Source organism: Paenibacillus sp. FSL K6-2393, from assembly GCF_038002545.1.
GTDB lineage: Bacteria > Bacillota > Bacilli > Paenibacillales > Paenibacillaceae > Paenibacillus.
In genome coordinates this window covers 431,904-449,531 of the sequence record NZ_JBBOCU010000001.1, presented here as the reverse complement: position 1 = coordinate 449,531, position 17,628 = coordinate 431,904, and the positions used below count along the sequence as shown (strand labels likewise).

Here is a 17,628-nt window from a genome sequence, read left to right as displayed (position 1 = left end):
TCCCCTGGTTGTCCCATTGTTGTTAATTCTTCCGTCTGCCCTAAGCCGACGCTTCCTCTATTATGTCCCAAAACACTTGGTTACGTAAACCTTCCCCATACAAAGAAAGCCAGGATTACGTCTCATCCTGCGGATATTTTACAGTTCCACCATTCCATCTCAGGAGGACAACTGGTAGAGGTCATTATCGTTCGGAAAATAAAGAAATGGACAGCAGGCTTGAAGCCCAGCCGTCCATCTGACCCAATCCATGCATTACATGGACTGGTTCTGTTTCTCTTCATTCTTCTCTGCAATCGGCACATATTTGCCTGGCCAGAAGGCCCATTTGCCCAGCAATGCGGTGATCGCCGGTACCATGAACGGACGAACCAGGAAGGTATCCAGCATCACACCAACAGCTGTGATTATACCAAACTGCACCAACACCTGAATTGGTAATGTAGCAAGTACCGCAAACGTTCCTGCCAAGATCAGACCTGCTGATGTAATAACAGAGCTTGTCTCGCCAACACCTTCTCTAATCGCTTGACGAAGCGGCATCGTTTTGCGTTTCTGCCAGATGCTAGAGATCATGAAGATGTTGTAGTCTTCACCCAGTGCCACGAGGAATACGAAGGAATACAGCGGAATCGCTCCCTGAATGGCATCTGCGCCAAGTCCGTAGTGAATGATGATCCAACCCAGACCCAATGCAGAGAAATACGATAGAACAACCGTTGCAATCAGATACGCCGTAGCTACAACTGAACGCAGATATAATAGTAATAACAATGTAATCATGCCGATGACCACTGGAATAATGATCTTGGCATCCCGTTCTCCGGTTACTTCAATGTCATACTGTTCAGCCGTCTGACCATCGATCCAGACCTGACTGTCCACATTAGCTACACCAGCGTCTTGAAGCGCCTGTTCCGCAGTAGCCCGCAGATCTGGAATATGCTGCATTGCCTCCATGGAATATGGATTCAGATTAAATTCCACATCAAAGGCGGTAATGTTGGCATTCTCGGCGCCCTGCTGGGCATCGCCTACTTTGCTAATGTAATCCAGCGATTCGAGACGCTGCTTCAGATCAGTTTCTTTGCCTTCTGCATCAACGATCACTTTCACTGGAGCCAGCTCACCTTGGGAGAACTGTTCGCCGATGACGGTGAAACCTTCGCGGGAAGGCACATCCTCCGGGAAGGAAGACAACAGATCATACGTGAATTTAACCTGAGTAGAGAATGCCGCCAGTCCTCCCAGCAATACCAACGTAATTACAAGAACGGTCCATGGCTTTGTTACTACAACACGGCCAATCCAGCTTTCCTTCACTTTGCGCGGGGCAGGAGCCGGTTTGCCTTTTTTCTTCGCACGTTCCACTTCCATCTCATGTGTACGCGGTACGAACGGGTAGAATGAACCCCGACCGAAGATCGCCAAGAGCGCTGGAACCAGAGTCAGACTTGCAATAAACATGATGAAGATGGACAGACTGAATGGTACGGCAAAGCGATGATATGCACCGTATTCAGCCAGCAACAGCACCAGTAGTGCTGCAACGACCGTGAACCCACTCATGGCAATGGCGCCGGAAGATCCGGTGATTGCCTGGAAGATGGCTTTCTTTTTGTCCGGCTCATGATAGAGAATTTGGCGGTATCTAGAGATCATGAACAGGCAGTAATCCGTTCCTGCTCCAAATAACAATACAGTCATGATTGAGATCGACTGTGCGTCCACCGTAATCCAGCCCTGATCTGCCATGAATCCCAGAATGGGGCTGGTCACCATATACGCGAAACCAACGGCAATGATCGGGATAATCGCCAGCACTGGCGAACGATAGATCAACAGCAACAGTACTAATACCAGTACAACCGTAGCGATCAGCAAAGATACATCGGCGGAGGAGAATAGCCCACTCGCATCAATGGATATCCCTACTGGTCCTGTCACACGGGCAATCAGTGTATTGGTATCATCTATGGCTACATCGAACGGGTTTGCCCCGAAGATGTCTTGTGTTTTTTGCTCAAGCGCTTCAATACCTTCCTTCAATTGTTCCGAAGCGGCACCTTCATTGAAGAAAAGTGGCATAACCAAGGTGCTTCCGTCTTCCGAAAGCTGGCCTTTCAATGCCTGTGGTGGCAATTGATAAAGTGGCACAACGGACTGTTGTTGTTCTACCGGATCTTGATCCAGTCGCTCCGTTAATGCCTGAATGTTCTGAATCTGCTCATCCGTCAGACCGCCGGCTTGACGCCATACGATCAGCGCGGGCAGTCCTTCACCGCCAGGGAATTCCTTCTCGGCAAGTGCAGCTGCCTGAACCGATGGCTTGGATTCACTCAGATCCTGTGCGTTATTGGTTTCACGATCACCTACAGCAGGCCATACCATGCCAAGCACAACAGCGATAATGATCCATACCAACAGTGTAATCCATTTGCTTCGTTTGCCAGCAACCCAGCGGCCGTAACCCGAACCTTCCTGCATTGTCTCTTCATCTCCCTATTCTGTTTCTATGAAGCCCTAATATATGTGATGGTGTAGTAATGAACCACGGGTCATAGTATAATCGAGTTAATTATATATACCGGAAGGTTAATTATGCAATCCTTATTTTTGTGAACACGTCTAACAAGCAATTAAATACGTAAAGAGGTATGTACCTATGAGCAAAAAAACAAACATTCCCCGGTCGCCGGGCAGACCCAAAACGGGTGCCGATCAAGCATCTGTGCAATCCAACATATTGATGACCGCTTCACGTCTGTTTATGGAATACGGGTATGAACCCGTTTCTCTCCAGCAGATTGCTTCATTATGCAATGTAACCAAAGCATCAATCTATTATCACTTCACCAGCAAAGCCGATCTGTTCACTGTTGCCATTACCCGCATGATGGCGATGGGCATGCAGCAGACTTCGCTCCGTCTGGAAGAACCCGGCTCATTGCAAGAAAGGCTGGTTAAGGTTGCTGAAGCAAAGATGCAACACTCCCATATTGAAACGGAGACCATGATGCGAGAAGCCGAGAAACATCTGGACACGGAGCAACTCGCCCAGATTCGAGAAGCGGAGGTTCGCATATTTGAAGTGCTAGCCACCCATTTTCAGAAGGAGATGGACAATGGTTACTTGCGGGTCGGAAACCCCATGCTGCTTGCCCATGCATTTACGTCACTGCTGATGCTCGCGAACCGCGAAGATGTACGCAACATGAATGACGGCAGCATTGAGGAACTCGCACGGGAACTGGTGGCCCTGTTTCTGGATGGAGCGGTAAAGCGGAACTAATAATCGCCCCAGACTCTAGCCAATGCGGCAATACCCGGGTCAATGCGTTCCGGTTCTATTCCGGCAAAACCGATAATGAACTCTCTTTTGCCGTCTGCTGGTTCGCTCCCGTTCGCCCACAAATATTCCGTTGAACTGATCTGTATCCCTGCATCTATCGCTTTGGTCACCATTTCTTGGGATGACTGTGTGGTTGCCATTCGCAATATCAGATGGAAGCCGGAATGTTGACCCCTTATTTCGGCCCGATCCCCGAAATGCAGATGAATGGCATGAACGATCAGGTCATGCTTTCGTTTGTAGACATTACGCATTTTACGAATATGTTTGCCCAGTTCCCCTTCACGCATGAACATCTCCAATGTCCGTTGATGGAGCCGTGAAGCTGATTGTTCGAATAGAATAGTCTTATACATTTCGCGAAAATCATCCATAAATTCTCTGGGAAGCACCATGTAATGGATACAAAGAGCAGGTGCGAGGACCTGTGAGAACCCACCCATGTAGATCACGCGGCTTCCTTCACGCAGCCCCTGCATGGAAGGGATTGGTCTTCCATGATACCGGAACTCCCCATCGTAATCATCCTCGATGATATATGCCTTTGTTCGTTCCGCCCAATCCAGCAACGCCAATCTTCGGGTAATCGGCATGGTCATACCTAGTGGAAATTGGTGAGAGGGCGACACACCCGCCAATTTCACCCCAGCCTGTTCCAGCTCCCTAAGGTTTATGCCATCAGGGTCCAGAGAGATCGGGACAACCTGATAACCATAATTGCGGAATGTGCCAGGTAACAGTCGGTATCCAGGATTCTCTACACCGATGGAATGCATTGATTCTCCCTTGTGAAGCAAGGTCTGTGCTAATAGGGACATTAGCAGATGCTGTTCAGCACCCACAACAATCTGCTCTGGAGAACAGCTGACTCCCCTGAACTGCGCAAGATAGACAGCAATTTCACATCGTAGCCCCCATTCTCCCTGAGGGTCCCCATAGAACAATAGCTCCTTCGCTTCTTCCCGCCAGATTCGATTAACATATTGGTGCCACTTGGCAATTGGAAACAGGCTGAAATCATTGCGTGACATATGAAAATCATATTGAACTGCTCGGGCAGGGCGTATTGCCTGATGATCTGACCACGTCGTTCGGGCCACGGGAGCTTGTCCGGCTGTCTTTTTATCTCTTTGCCCAATCTGCATGGCATGATCGCTGTCCACCATGGCACGAACACGATAACCACGACGTGGTTGACTGTATATATATCCTTCGGCGATCAATTGTTGATAGGCCCACTCCACCGGAGTGGTGCTTATCCCAAGCATCTCGGCAAGCTTTCGCACCGAAGGCAATCGGCTATACTCAGCCCAATCCCCGTGAATGATTTCCCTTTTGATATGATCCGAGAGCTGTACATAGATTGGCACACTATCGTTCTCGTCCAGCTTCGGTAATGTAATCATAATGATACACCTCATCTGTCCTGTAAAATTAATTAAAACTGTATATTTGGAAGTATACAGTATTGGGATATACTCATGTCATCATCAATATGTAACGCCAACTTTAAGAGGCAGGGCGATCTAAATCTGTCCCGCCTTGAACCCATAGGAGGAACAACTAATGTCACATTCAAAACCTTCCCCACGTATCCCCCGTCTGCTAGAAACGTCGCGCATATATCTGCGTCCTTTCGAGATTACAGATGTGGATGCTTATTTCCCCGGTCTGTTTGACTCCGAGATGCGTAGGCTGACAGGAACACAGAACAGTTTCACACGCGCTCAGGTTGAACGTTATGTTGAGAGCGCTACACAAGATGACACCAGACTCATGCTACTTATTGCTTTACAGGAAAATGACCAGATCATCGGAGATGTCGTCCTGATGGACATGCATGCCAAGAATCGCAGTGCACATATTCGGGTTGCCATCGATCAGGCGGAGCATCAAGGAAAAGGTTACGGTAGCGAGGCGTTGCTGCTTATGCTGGACTACGGCTTCGGCATCTGTAACCTGCATCGAATCGAGCTTGAGGTGTACGCCTTTAACGAGCGAGCCATTCGCACGTATGAGAAACTTGGATTCCAGCGCGAGGGTGTGAAGCGGGATGTCTTGTTCTACAACCATCAATACCATGATGCAATTCAGATGAGCATGCTGGAGGATGAGTTCAGACAACGTCATATGAAAGATCAGGTAGGGAATGTTTGATTTTTCGATCAGCTAAAATCAAACTAAAAAACCGGGGGATTTAATAACCCTCCCCGGTTAGAAACTTCAGATGACCCGTCAGCACCGACAGCTCGGCGGGTGTCTTCATATATAATTCGCCATCCGTGTCAGCTGACATCGGCGCATCTGTGTTCACTTTTAACGTAGATGCCTTGAAGTATGAAATGCTCTCACTCTGAGGTTGCCAATCTCCCTCCGGCTTGTGCGACAGAATCTCTCGCAGCAGCGGAATGCCTGTCTCATGAATAATGAGCACGTCCAGTTCGCCATCCTGCAACGCATCCGGTGCAAAGGGTAATGCATTGGTTCCCAGAAAACGGCCGTTGGCTGCATAGATCATCACAGCTTCGCCTTCCATCTCTTTCCCATCCGCCTCCAGTTGGTATCGAAACGGCTCTGTATGACTAATCGTCTGCAACGTGCTGATAAAATAACTGAGCTTACCCAGCGCGTCTTTCAGATTCTCGTTAATATTCTGCGATGCATCACTGATCAAGCCAATACCAAAAAAGTTCGTGAACACCCGATCATTAGCTCGTCCAACATCAATGGATACCACCCGACCTGCAAGCATTTCTTGTGCGGCAGTCTCTGCATCCGGTGAAATGCCGAGCGAACGCGCAAAGTCATTACAGGTACCTCCAGGCAATACACCAATCAACGGAGGATGTTGCAGATCAGCCAGTCCATTCACGCATTCATGTACCGTGCCATCCCCACCCAGGATAAACACCACATCGAATTGTTCACCGCGCTCACGACACAGCTTCTCTCCTTCACCCGGTTCATCCGTACGCACAATGACGAGTTCATGGACAGCGGGAGCCAGCACACCAGCCACAAGTCCCACTGTATTCTCACGATTGGCCTTGCCTGAATGATGATGATGAATTAACAACGCTTTGTTAAATTCCATCCCTCTTCCTCCATTCCAATGCTTGTTACCCTTTACCCACAAAGGTCGAAGCCGTAAACAAGCCTTGCGCTAAGTACTCATCATGATTTCAAATAGGTTCCCCAACCGGATATGCATCCTAATCCTCATTCATTCGTAATAGCTAGATGGCCCGTTTATCTTATAAAACCATCTCCTTGTTTAACCAGATGTATGCATGAGAAAAAGGGTTTCTCCGCACCTTAATGTCATAAGGCTGCAAATTTTGCTGGTGAGAACCCATTCAAATCGAGTCAAAACGGTTATATCTATACCATATACGAATGGAGGGATTCCCTATGATTCCGGCAACGTTGGAACAATTGGAGCAAGTTCGCAAGGAATGCCGTACCATGGTTCGCAAAAGAGCTACCGCATCTGCCGGTACAACACTCGTTCCGCTGCCCGGTACAGACGTACTGGCTGATGTGGGGATGCTGATGCAGCTGTTGCCTGCCATTAACAATAAATTCGGATTATCACAAAAACAGCTGGACGGCATGGACCCCGAGACCAAATCCATGATCTATGGATTCGTCATGTCCATCGGAAGCAAAGTCATCGGTCGTATGATCACCAAGGAATTGGTGGTACAGGTTCTGAAAAGAGTCGGCGTACGCGTAGCCACCAAATCAGTCGCCAAATTTGTCCCCTTTGCAGGACAGGGATTGGCTGCTGCACTCAGCTTCACAGCCATGCGCTATGTGGGTAACAAACATGTGGATGACTGTTATGAGGTTGTGAAACGTATGATTGAGCAGCGCGAATTAATTCCGGGTGAGCCGGCTCCGTCTGCGCTGGAGGAAGCTAACAGCGACGACGTGAAGGTAGAAGTGAAGTCGGTCTCTAGCAACGGCGCAGATGAACCTGCGAAGGATTCTAAGGATCAGTAAATAAATACTTCATATCTCAGCGTCAATCCTCTGGATACACAACAAATAGCCGGGAGCATCCCTAGGGGTGCTCCCGGCTATTCTTGTTAGTTACATTGTAATCAGATCGCCTGCGGTTGTTGCTCCGCAAACTGACTATTGTACAGATCCGCATAGAAGCCCTGACTTGCCATCAATTCATCATGATTGCCCTGTTCAATCACGTTACCATGATCCATAACCAGGATCAGATCGGCGCCGCGAATAGTGGACAAACGGTGTGCAATGACAAAGCTCGTGCGATCCTTCATCAGATCATTCATTGCTTTCTGGATAAATACTTCGGTCCGTGTATCCACGCTACTCGTCGCTTCATCCAGAATGAGGATGGCTGGGTTCGCCAGAATCGCTCTTGCAATGGTCAGCAACTGTTTCTGCCCTTGAGAGATGTTCGACGCCTCTTCATTCAGCACCGTATCATAACCATCAGGCAGTGTACGGATAAAGTGATCCGCATGTGCCGCAACGGCTGCCTTGATGACATCCTCTTCCGTAGAACCTTCTCGACCATACGCGATGTTGTCCCGAATCGTTCCGTTGAACAACCAGGTATCCTGAAGCACCATGCCGAACAGACTGCGCAGCTTGCCACGCTCCATGTCCTTAATGTCGGCACCGTCAATCGTAATCCGACCATCCTGAATTTCGTAGAAACGCATTAACAGGTTGATGAGAGTTGTTTTACCGGCTCCCGTTGGTCCAACAATGGCTACCGTCTGTCCCGGTTTTACATCAATATTCATGTTATGAATGAGCAGTTCATTTTCTTTATATCCAAAGTTAACACCTTGGAATGCAACCGCACCTTTAGGCTGCTGTAGTTGCACGGGTTGTTTGGACTCCGGAACTTCTTCCTCTTCATCCAGCAACTCGAATACTCGTTCTGCCGAAGCAATCGTTGATTGAATGATATTGGAGATATTTGCAATCTGGTTAATCGGTTGTGTGAATTGACGGGAGTACTGTGTGAAGGCCAGAATATCCCCGATAGAGATCGATCCGCGTGTAACGAAAATCCCACCAACCACACAGATCAGCACATAACCCAGATTACCCACAAAACTCATGAGCGGCATAATAATACCGGAGATAAACTGGGCTTTCCAGCCGGATTCATACAGTTCTTCATTGACCTTCTCAAATTGCTGTACGGATTGTTCTTCACGTCCAAATGCTTTGACGACCTTGTGTCCCGTGTACATCTCTTCGACATGACCATTCAGTTCCCCAAGGGATTTCTGTTGACCCGCAAAGTGTTTTTGCGAACGAGATGCGACTAGCATGACAACAACTACACTGAGTGGCAACGTCAAAATCGTGATCAAGGTCATCCATGGACTAATCGTCAGCATCATAATAATTACGCCGACAATTGTGACGATAGATGTAATGAACTGTGCCAAACTTTGCTGAAGTGTATTACTGATATTGTCCACGTCATTCGTGGCACGGCTAAGTGTCTCCCCAGTTGTGCGGGAGTCAAAATATTTCAAAGGAAGACGTCCAACCTTCGCACTGATCTGCTCACGCATGTCATATACAACACGCTGGGCCACACCAGCCATCAGGTATTGCTGAACATACATAAATGCAGCACTGAACAGATACAGTCCGCCAAGCAGATATAATACTTTCATCAATGCAGGAAAATCAATCCCGGCTCCCTGTACACCTTGAAGGATGGCAATGGCGCCTTTACTGAGAATATCCGTTCCTTCGGCCATAACTTTTGGACTGATGATGCTGAATACGGTACTCAAGATGGCTGCAACCAGCACACCTAACAGACGAGAACTATGGGGCTGGAGATAACGAATCAAGCGACGCAGTGTGCCTTTGAAATCTTTGGCTTTCTCAGCGGGAGGTCGCATGCCCATTCCGGGACCTGGACCCGGCCCACCATGGGGACGAGGCGACTTGCGTTCTGTACGTTCACTCATGCGATCTCCTCCTCTGTCAGCTGGGAGGATACAATCTCGCGATACACTTCATTGTGCTCCAGCAGCTCTTTATGTGTTCCTGAACCGACAATTCGGCCCTCATCCATAACCAAAATTCGATCGGCATCCATTACTGTACTTACGCGTTGCGCAACAATTAGCACAGCCGCTTCTGTCGTTTCAGACTTCAGCGCAGCACGAAGTTTAGCATCCGTTTTGAAATCGAGAGCAGAGAAACTGTCATCAAAGATATAGACTTCCGGACGGCGAACAAGTGCGCGAGCGATGGAAAGACGTTGCTTTTGTCCACCAGACACGTTGTTACCGCCTTGCGCGATAAGACTGTCATATCCCTCTTTCATCTCGGTAATGAAGTTCTCAGCCTGAGCCGTACGGGCCGCATGCACAACTTCATCCATTGTGGCATCGTCTTTCCCGTGACGAATATTCTCCGTAATCGTACCCGTGAAGAGAACTGCTTTTTGTGGTACAAAGCCAATTTTGGCACGTAAATCTTCCTGCCGAAGTTCACGCACATCTGTACCATTTACCCGAACACTACCTTCGGTCACATCATAAAATCGTGGGATAAGACTGAGCAATGTTGATTTCCCAGAACCCGTACCGCCAATGATGGCTGTTGTCTCACCTGAGCGAGCTGTGAAGGAGATATTGGATAAAGCTGGATTCTCTGCACCCGGATAACGGAAAGTTACATTGTCAAACTCAATCATACCCTGCATGGATTTCATACCACGAGGCTGCTCGGGATTGCTAAGATCCGGCTGCATATCAAGCACTTCGTTGATCCGTTCTGCCGATGCCGAAGCTCTTGGAATCATGACAAAGATCATGGAAACCATAATCAGTGAGAACATGATTTGCATTGCATATTGGATGAAGGCAATCAATGCACCGATATTCATATTGCCGCTGTCGATCCGCATTCCACCAAAATAAAGGATGGCAATCATCGAAAAGTTCATAACCAGCATCATCACAGGCATGATGGTCGCCATGAGCACATTAACTTTGATCGATGAATCTCTCAGTTCTGTGTTGGCCCCGTTAAAGCGCACTTTCTCATGCTCCCCACGGTTGAATGAACGAACAACCCGAATCCCTGTTAACTGCTCACGCAGCACCAGGTTGAGACGGTCCAGCTTTTTCTGAATGGTTTTGAACAAAGGTAAACCCTTGGCGCCAATCAGCGCAATAGCTCCACCCAGTACCGGAAGCACGACCAGGAAAATCGTAGACAATTTGGCGTCCTGAGATACCGCCATGAAGATACCCCCGATACACATGAGCGGAGCCATAATCATCATTCGCAGCATCATCGTAAGTACATTCTGTACCTGCGTGATGTCATTCGTTGTACGCGTAATCAGTGAAGCAGTCCCCATCTTATCGAACTCTTGGAGAGAGAAGTTCTCCACATGGCGAAATACTCTGCTCCGCAGTTGTTTGGCAAATCCACCCGCTGTTCGAGATGAGAGATAACTGGCAATCACCGAACACGCTGTTCCGCCAATCGCGATGACCAACATCCATCCACCAATCTGCCAGATATACGGGATATCCCCTTTAATGATGCCGTCATTCACAATATCTGCCATTAACGTAGGCAGGTACAATTCAGCAAGCGACTGAAACAGTACCAAAACCAGAATGAAAATAATCGGAATTCGGTATGGCTTCAGCATGCTAAACAGTTTCATCATGGCGTATCATCTCCTCTTGTCGAATCATCCTTTTGCAAGGAAGTTAATGTATCAAAAAAGGTGTATACCTTTGTCAACAACTCAGCCAGCTGAGTACTGTCTTGCTCACCCAAATGCTCAACTAACTTATTGAATATTTCCATACGCTCTTGGTGAGCAGCCCGAATAATTTCACGACCTGCTTCAGTGATCGTGATGCGGACAGCACGGCGATCCTCCGGGTCCATCGTCCGTTTGACCAGCCCCTCATCTTCAAGGCCACGAATAACAGGTGTAATGGTTGGTGACTTCACTCGTAACAATGCGCTGATTTCCGAGACTTTCATTCCAGGATGATTGGATTGGATCGTGTCATTGAAATCAGGCGGATTGTCCTGCCAGTTCAATTGTTCTCCCGGATGCATCCCGTGGAGTAAACAACCCAGCACCATAATTTCATTGTGATTGCGCCCATGAGGTTTATGTTGCCTCCATTTGCCTTTATTAAACTGCATAATGGAGTACAAAAGCTTCTGAGCGACCGGATCTATACCAGTCATAATGGGTCCCTCCTTCTTCCTTTATCATTCCATAGACATCCAACATCATAGGACATCTATTAAATAGCAGTACAATTAAATAGATGCACAATTAATTAGGTGTACTAAGTATATTATCGTAAGAAGCCAATGTCAAACATCTAAAAATAACCAATATAAACCCATAACCAAGAGCCTATACGCGCTTGATTATGGGTTTTGTCATTTGGCATTCATTGGAGGCCGCTATACTTATTATGTGCCATTCCATAAATTCAACTTACAAAGAAGCTCCCATTCCCTACTCCGGTGGATGATGACCCGGAGTAGGAATGGGAGCATTTTGGATTGCGATTGAAAAGTAGAAACTAGAGAATCTTCTTATTGCATAACTTGCATGATTAGATGCGCTTGTTAATCATCAAGACTGTGAAGCAGAGACTGTTTTAAGTACTGAGGCAAACGGGAAATATTCTTTTGCATTGTTGTAGGCAATGCCCTGTACGATCTGACCGAGCAACTCCATATCCTGCGGTGCCTCGCCCTGTTCAGCCCATTCACCAATGAGATTGCAGACCAGACGACGGAAATACTCATGCCGGGTGTAGGACAGGAAGCTGCGCGAATCAGTCAGCATGCCGACAAATCGGCTGAGCAGACCAACATTCGCCAGGGCTTTCATCTGGGCTAGCATGCCGTCCTTTGTATCATTGAACCACCATGCTGCGCCAAGCTGGATTTTGCCCGGAATGCCCCCGCCCTGGAAGCTGCCGATGATCGCCGCGAGCACCTCGTTGTCCCTTGGATTCAGAGAATACAAAATCGTTTTGGGCAGCGCTTGTTGCTGCTCCAACGCGTCGAGCAATCCAATCATTGCCGATGACAGTGGCGTATCATTCACGGCATCATAACCGGTATCCGGCCCAAGCTTGGCAAACATCCGCGTATTGTTGTTACGGGCTGCATTAATGTGGAACTGCATCACCCAGCCTCGCTCTGCATACAGTTTGCCAAGGAACGTCAGCGTCACTGTCTTGTACTTGTCCTCTTCCTCACGAGTTACCTTCTGACCTGCAAGTGCCTTTGCAAAGATGGCACCAGCCTCTTCGCGTGTAGCCACGCCGTATGGAACATAATCCAGTGCATGGTCAGAGACTCTGCCGCCGACGGAATGGAAGAATTCCACTCGGGACTCCAACGCAGCAAGGAAGGATTCATAATCTGAAATCGCAGTGCCAGATGCCTGCGACAGCTTGCCTACCCATTCGGTGAAGGTATCCCGGTTCAATTCCAAGCCTTTATCCGGGCGGAAAGAAGGCAATACCGCCGTGTCAAAGCCTTCGATTTCCTGAATCTTCAGATGATACTCCAGAGAATCCGTTGGATCATCGGTTGTGCACACAACAGTGACATTGGATTTGGTAATTAGATCACGTGCACCGAATCCGTCACTGTTCAGTTTGGCATTTACTTTGTCCCAGATGGTTGGTGCGCTTGTCTCATTCAGTACTTCGTAGACGCCGAAATATCGCTGTAATTCCAGATGAGACCAGGCGTACAGCGGATTACCAATCATCATGGGGACCGTTTTGGCGTAAGCCAGGAAACGATCGTAATCGGTTACTCCCTCGCCGCCGGTCACATATTGCTCTTCAATTCCGTTTGCGCGCATGAGCCGCCACTTATAGTGATCACCGTATAACCAAGCCTCTGTAAGATTGCCAAAGGTTTTGTTCTCGTAGATCTCCTGAGGACTGAGGTGGCAATGATAATCAATAATCGGCATGTCTTTGGCATAATCCTCATATAACTTGATCGCCGTTTCATTGTGCAGCAAAAATTGTTCATCCAGAAAAGATTTCATTCGCCTCGCACGCTCCCTTTAGGTGAGTTTACGTTCATATGGGTTCACTTCCCATCTTTACGCTACACTGTTTGCCATCAAAGTTCAATATAAAATGATAGCGTTATCAAAAAAGGTTGATTTAGGCATATATTCGGGAGCAAGGTATACTGGATTTAACGCAAGGATGCTGATTTGAAGAGCACACAAGGAGATGAAATGAATTGAAAATTACTTTTCTCGGCACAGGAGATATGTTTAGCGTGGAGCAGCACCACAATAGTATGCTGGCTGAATTCGGAGACACGCATCTGGTCATTGATTTTCCGGAATCCAATGCCAAAGCACTCAAGGAATATGGATTCCCCATGACCGATATCCACAATGTGTTCATTACCCATTTGCATGAAGATCATATTAATGGTGTACAGATGCTGGGTTATTACGCACAGATCGTAGGCGACCGCAAACCCCGTCTGTTCATCCACGAACAATTGGTAGATCCGCTCTGGAACATTCTATCCCCAGGCATGCGCTACACAACAGATGGTGAACGTACTATGAGCGATTACTATGATGTCGTTCCCCTGCCAGATGGAGGCACATTTGAACTGGGCGGCGTGACGTTTGAGACCTTTCGGACGCAACATGTTCCCGGTATGGTCAGCAATGGGATACTCGCCAAGCCTTACTTCTATTACAGCGCTGACAGTACACTCGACCAGGAACGGGTGGAGCAAGTTGCCGCCGATGTGCAGCTGATTTTCCATGAATGTCATATGCATGATCTGGTGATCAAATCCCACACTTCACTGAACGATTTGGAACAACTGCCTGCCGAAGTGAGACAGAAAACCGTACTAATGCATTATCATGACGAGTACGCGGATGCGGACAAACGGGAACAGTTCAACCGCGAGCATGATCTGCGGATGGTTGGCACGTTGGAATCATTTGAACTGGAGTAGGTAAACGGAGGGTATTAGATAAGTGATGGATTCGTATCGTAATCGTTCTGTATCCTAATGGAGGTAAATGCTATGGAGTATCGATTTGAACAAGGTTACTTTCTGATATATTCTCCTGCAAGAAGCACCAGTAGTGGAGACATCATGGTGGTTAAATTACTGGAAAGACCCTTTAAGGATAGAATTGAATTCCTTATTAACAGCAAAAACTATGAGTGTACTACACACCATGAATACTTAAACTTTGAGCCAACTTCTCATCATAAACCTGAGAAGCCTGGAGCATTTTCAATGGAACGAAGTGAGTTCAATCGAATGTGGGATACGATGAATCAGTATTTTAAAAAGTAATAACCTTACTATCTCAAATAGATGAACCGGCAGCGTCTACTGAAATTCCTCATACGGAACCGGTATGCGCTGCTTTTTCCTATTTTTCTATCTCCCATGACTTCATATACTCATTCGTCCTTGGAGACGGCTCGGCCTGAATATAAAAATAATCTTCCGTTCGCTGATCATTGGGGCCATAGGAAATTTTGATATACATATCTGCATAACGCTGGAGGATATTGCTGTCGATCTCCGCCTTGGGCTTCAAGACGTAACTTCTGCTCAAACTCAATCCAAGCGGTTCCTTGTCAGACTCTAGACTAATCTCGTGTGTATTGCTCACATTGGAATGAAATAACTCTCCGGCATCTATTCGATTTATCATGTTGGGATCGAGGGTGAAGGACTGAATGACATTAACCATGGGCACCCGAGCCTCATTCACCAAAATCTCATAAGAAATCCGATCAACTCCGGATTCATGACTCACATTCACCATTGCTGTCAAAGTATAATCATCAGGCGTATCCTTCTGGAAGGACTCAGGTCTCTTCGTAACCCGCTCATTCAAATCTCTCCGCTCCGAATTCAATGTATACTCATCGCTCCGCTTCGGTTCGCCCGCTGGCCCCTGGTTTGGTCCCAAACTACAAGCCCCCAGGCACACGGCTATTACAAATAGATACATGATCAACGGGGAGAAACGGTTCATCTCTCTTTTGGGACCCATGCCATCCCTCCTTTTCTCCAATCCTCTGTAAAGAATATCGCTTATTACGATCTCTCATTTTGTTTTCTAACACTCCATATTTGGATTATTGTACCATATATTAGGATGTGAAACCGAACTGTTTCTTTCTCATTTCATGTTTTTACTTGTAGCAGTGATTCGTTTGCCTATGGCGGCGAGCCTTAACCCACGTGAAGCTAACGAATCTGAGAAGCCTTAATGCGTTAAAATCCGAGTTTTCAATATTCTAACGAATCTCAAACGCGTTAATCTAGTGATGTTGCTCCAATTGGCACTATTTCAATCGTTTTTGAGAGTAATAAGGTTACTGAGATTCGTTAGAATTCCAATAACGCTAATTCAGTGCAAATAAGGTGCGCTCAGTTCGTTAGGATGGAGTTTTAGTTGTACCTAGAAAAATGAAAAAAACCACCTGGACACAGGTATACTCGCTCTCCTGTTCAGATGGTTTAACGATAACGATCTATCTATATACTGTTTTTCATATCAATCCGTGTACCTTTTCTTATCCTGCCTGGCACATGCCGTTACTCAGCGTCAGCGCAGTCCTCATTCTGTTCAGGAAGGGCCCATACCGAGACGCCTCCACCGCACACATGGAAGGTGGCCCAGCCGTCTTCCTCAATGGTAATCTGATCCTCACAGCTCTTCGTCAGATCCACCCAGACTTCACCAGCACGATGCTCTCCGACGAACATCCTCTTCTCACCGTCATCCCCGTTGGAGATGACTACTGCACAACCGGAGCCTTCGATTTCCTTTACGCCACGACGTACCCAGCCAATCGTATTGGCGTGATCGAAGTAATCTTCCTGCTCTCCATACGCCTTGTTGCAACGGGCAGACAACAGAATGTCCAGAATTTCTTTTTTGCCATCCACAGGTTCAGGTCCACCAATGCCATAATAATCTCCGTAAAATACAACCGGATAACCATCACGACGTAATAGCGTCAAGGCATAAGCGCTCGGCTTAAACCAATCTCCAATCCATGATTCCAACGCTTCATGAGGTTGTGAGTCATGGTTATCTACAAAAGTTACCGCATGGGTAGGATGTGTCTGCACCAGGGTGTCATCAAAAATTTTGGAGAGATCAAAGTCTCTGCCTGCAAGCGAAGCCTCATGCAACTTGTAGTGAAGAGACACATCAAACAGGTCGATCTGATAGTCTACCGTATCAAGGAATTCACGACATGCATCCAGGTTTGAATTCCAGAACTCACCTACGATGTAGAAATCCTGACCGCGTTTGCGGATCATCTCTGCTGCGAACTCCTTGATGAATTCGTGGTTGATATGCTTAATCGCATCCAGCCGGAACCCACCGCACTGAAGGGTATCGATCAGCCATTTCCCCCAATCGATCATCTCGCGCCGAACATCCGGGTGGTTATAATCTATATTGGCGAACATCAGATAGTCATAGTTGCCAAACTCATCATCGACATTCTCATTCCATTTTTTATTCTCTCCTGCGATGCGGAATACACCTGTTCGTTCTCCCTTGGCGTCAAAGTCTGTACCGTTGAAATGTTCAGAACTCCACTTAAAGGAGGAGTATTGATCTCCGCGACCCGGGAATGTGAATTTGGTCCAGCCCTCAATTTCGAACGGCTCAGAAATTTCCTTCGTTCGATCATTGGGATCAACCTCGATCACTTTGAACACTTCCGTCTCATCTGCTCCGGCCTTGTGATTCATAACCAGATCCACATAGACGGCAATGCCGTTCTTCTGACACTCAGCAATGGCCTCCACCAGTTCCTGCTTGGTGCCATATTTGGTCCGTACGGTACCCTTTTGATCAAATTCGCCCAGATCGTACAGATCATATACACCATAACCTGTATCTTCTGCTGACACTGCCTTGGTTACGGGTGGTACCCATACCGAGTCAATACCTTTGGCTTTCAGTTCCGGGGCCATTTCAGCCAGTCGCTTCCAATGATCTCCGTCTGCAGCCAGGTGCCATTCAAAAAACTGCATCATGGTATGATTTCTCTTCATTATAACCGACCTCCTTGATTGCTTTCGAAGCGGACCGCGGAACGGATAGGGTAATCGCCGTTGTTCGTTCGTTGCTAACCAAGTTATAACCCTTTCACCCTACCCTTCAATCATATAAAGGAAAGAAATCTGAGAAAAATGTTAAA

Annotated in this window: 14 protein-coding genes; 5 read left to right on the top strand and 9 right to left on the bottom strand. The window is 47.3% G+C overall.

Features of this window, described 5'->3' with window-relative positions:
* Positions 1-255: 255 nt before the first annotated feature.
* Positions 256-2,487, bottom strand: coding sequence for an MMPL family transporter (locus MHI14_RS01975; protein ID WP_341129784.1), 2,232 nt, complete (start codon positions 2,485-2,487; stop codon positions 256-258).
* Between the two features lie 178 nt (positions 2,488-2,665).
* On the opposite strand from MHI14_RS01975, the gene MHI14_RS01970 reads away from it, so the two are divergent.
* A complete protein-coding gene (locus tag MHI14_RS01970; RefSeq protein WP_341129783.1) occupies positions 2,666-3,292 on the top strand; it encodes a TetR/AcrR family transcriptional regulator in 627 nt (208 codons plus the stop codon).
* Here the strand turns inward: MHI14_RS01970 and pdxR are convergent.
* On the bottom strand, positions 3,289-4,758 hold the full coding sequence (gene pdxR / locus MHI14_RS01965; RefSeq protein WP_341129782.1) for a MocR-like pyridoxine biosynthesis transcription factor PdxR: 1,470 nt from the start codon (positions 4,756-4,758) through the stop codon (positions 3,289-3,291). The two genes, MHI14_RS01970 and pdxR, sit on opposite strands and share 4 nt — an antisense overlap.
* A 160-nt stretch (positions 4,759-4,918) precedes the next feature.
* Here pdxR and MHI14_RS01960 point away from each other — a divergent pair, with 160 nt between their 5' ends.
* Positions 4,919-5,509: a GNAT family N-acetyltransferase gene (locus MHI14_RS01960; RefSeq protein ID WP_341129781.1), complete on the top strand. Its 591-nt coding sequence runs from the start codon at positions 4,919-4,921 to the stop codon at positions 5,507-5,509.
* Between the two features lie 40 nt (positions 5,510-5,549).
* On the opposite strand, the gene MHI14_RS01955 is transcribed toward MHI14_RS01960, so the two are convergent.
* Positions 5,550-6,446: a diacylglycerol/lipid kinase family protein gene (locus MHI14_RS01955; protein ID WP_341129780.1), complete on the bottom strand. Its 897-nt coding sequence runs from the start codon at positions 6,444-6,446 to the stop codon at positions 5,550-5,552.
* 317 nt (positions 6,447-6,763) lie between these two features.
* Here MHI14_RS01955 and MHI14_RS01950 point away from each other — a divergent pair, with 317 nt between their 5' ends.
* On the top strand, positions 6,764-7,357 hold the full coding sequence (locus MHI14_RS01950) for a hypothetical protein (RefSeq protein ID WP_341129779.1): 594 nt from the start codon (positions 6,764-6,766) through the stop codon (positions 7,355-7,357).
* A gap of 101 nt (positions 7,358-7,458) precedes the next feature.
* On the opposite strand, the gene MHI14_RS01945 is transcribed toward MHI14_RS01950, so the two are convergent.
* From MHI14_RS01945 to uxaC, 4 genes are all read right to left on the bottom strand, one after another.
* Complete coding sequence (locus MHI14_RS01945) at positions 7,459-9,336, bottom strand: ABC transporter ATP-binding protein (protein ID WP_036612899.1); 1,878 nt, start codon at positions 9,334-9,336, stop codon at positions 7,459-7,461.
* Complete coding sequence (locus MHI14_RS01940) at positions 9,333-11,060, bottom strand: ABC transporter ATP-binding protein (RefSeq protein ID WP_133386185.1); 1,728 nt, start codon at positions 11,058-11,060, stop codon at positions 9,333-9,335. Before MHI14_RS01940 ends, MHI14_RS01945 begins: the two co-directional genes overlap by 4 nt.
* On the bottom strand, positions 11,057-11,599 hold the full coding sequence (locus tag MHI14_RS01935; RefSeq protein ID WP_091035952.1) for a MarR family winged helix-turn-helix transcriptional regulator: 543 nt from the start codon (positions 11,597-11,599) through the stop codon (positions 11,057-11,059). Before MHI14_RS01935 ends, MHI14_RS01940 begins: the two co-directional genes overlap by 4 nt.
* Positions 11,600-11,999: 400 nt before the next feature.
* A complete protein-coding gene (uxaC, locus tag MHI14_RS01930) occupies positions 12,000-13,442 on the bottom strand; it encodes a glucuronate isomerase (RefSeq protein ID WP_341129778.1) in 1,443 nt (480 codons plus the stop codon).
* A gap of 203 nt (positions 13,443-13,645) precedes the next feature.
* Between uxaC and MHI14_RS01925 the strand changes: the two genes are divergently transcribed.
* On the top strand, positions 13,646-14,389 hold the full coding sequence (locus tag MHI14_RS01925) for an MBL fold metallo-hydrolase (RefSeq protein ID WP_341129777.1): 744 nt from the start codon (positions 13,646-13,648) through the stop codon (positions 14,387-14,389).
* Between the two features lie 72 nt (positions 14,390-14,461).
* A complete protein-coding gene (locus MHI14_RS01920; protein WP_249912761.1) occupies positions 14,462-14,740 on the top strand; it encodes a hypothetical protein in 279 nt (92 codons plus the stop codon).
* Positions 14,741-14,819: 79 nt separating this feature from the next.
* On the opposite strand, the gene MHI14_RS01915 is transcribed toward MHI14_RS01920, so the two are convergent.
* Positions 14,820-15,452: a hypothetical protein gene (locus MHI14_RS01915; protein ID WP_341129776.1), complete on the bottom strand. Its 633-nt coding sequence runs from the start codon at positions 15,450-15,452 to the stop codon at positions 14,820-14,822.
* 548 nt (positions 15,453-16,000) lie between these two features.
* On the bottom strand, positions 16,001-17,482 hold the full coding sequence (locus tag MHI14_RS01910; protein WP_341129775.1) for an alpha-amylase: 1,482 nt from the start codon (positions 17,480-17,482) through the stop codon (positions 16,001-16,003).
* Between the last annotated feature and the right edge of the window lie 146 nt (positions 17,483-17,628).